Source organism: Streptomyces flavofungini (genome assembly GCF_041028215.1).
Lineage (GTDB): Bacteria > Actinomycetota > Actinomycetes > Streptomycetales > Streptomycetaceae > Streptomyces > Streptomyces flavofungini_B.
In genome coordinates this window covers 1-994 of sequence record NZ_JASKYR010001346.1, presented here as the reverse complement: position 1 = coordinate 994, position 994 = coordinate 1, and the positions used below count along the sequence as shown (strand labels likewise).

Sequence of the window (994 nt, the reverse complement as noted above, 5' to 3'; positions counted from 1 at the left end):
GCCCGGCTCCGCTTCCTGCACCGCGGAGTCCTCCGCCGCACCCCGCCCCTCGCCCTGCTGAAGCTGCTCCGCCGGAGGAGCGACGACGCCCCGGTCGACGAGGAGTTCACGGCCTGGGCCACGCGCGAGGCGGGCGAGGAGGGCGCGCGGGCCGCCGCGCGCTACGCCGCCGTGGCCACGTTCCACCACGACCCCGGCGCCCTCTCCGCCCGCTTCACCCAGGAGCGTCTGCGCCGCGCCGCGAAGCTGCCCCCGGAGGCGCACTACCCGCGCGGCGGCTGGGACTCGGTCATCGACCGCATGGCGGGAATGGCCTGGAACCTGGGCGTACGGGTGGAGACGCTGGCCCGCGTCGACGACGTCGCCGAGGTCGCGCACCGTGGCCCGGTCGTCGTCGCCACCTCGCTCGACGCCGCCCGCCGCCTGCTCCAGGACGACGGCCTGTACTGGGAGAGCGGCCGTACCACCCTCGTCGACGTCGCGTTCCGCACGCGCAGGGGCGACGCCTTCGCCGTGTCGGACCTGGACCGCACCGGCTGGGCCGAGCGTTTCACCGCCCAGGACCGCACACTCGCCCCGGCGGGCCAACAGCTCGTACAGGCGCAGCTCCCGCTCTCCCCCGAGGAGTCGAAGGCGGACGGCGTGGCCCGCGCCGAGCACCTGCTCGACCTCGGCTTCGACGGCTGGCGCGACCGGCTGACGTGGCGCCGCGCCTCGGTGGCGAACGGCCGTACGGGCGCGGTGGACCGACCCGGCACCACCTGGCGCGACCGCCCGGCGATCGACCGCGGCGACGACGTGTACCTGGCCGGGGACCAGGTGGCGGCGCCCGGCGTGCTCTCCGAGGTGTCCTTCAACAGTGCGGTGGAGGCGGTGGCGTTGGCGCTGACGCGGACGAAGTGGAGTTCGGGGACGAGGCTTGACCTCAAGTCCACTTCAGGTTGAACGCTGGCGAGAGCGGCCGGGCCACCGGCACCCGAACCCGGCACTCGCC

At 75.4% G+C, this 994-nt stretch carries 1 protein-coding gene; it reads left to right on the top strand.

Going from position 1 to position 994, the window contains the following annotated elements; all coding sequences use genetic code 11:
- On the top strand, positions 1-945 hold a 945-nt coding region (locus AB8Z36_RS40960), incomplete at its 5' end, for an FAD-dependent oxidoreductase (RefSeq protein WP_369218417.1).
- Positions 946-994 lie beyond the last annotated feature (49 nt).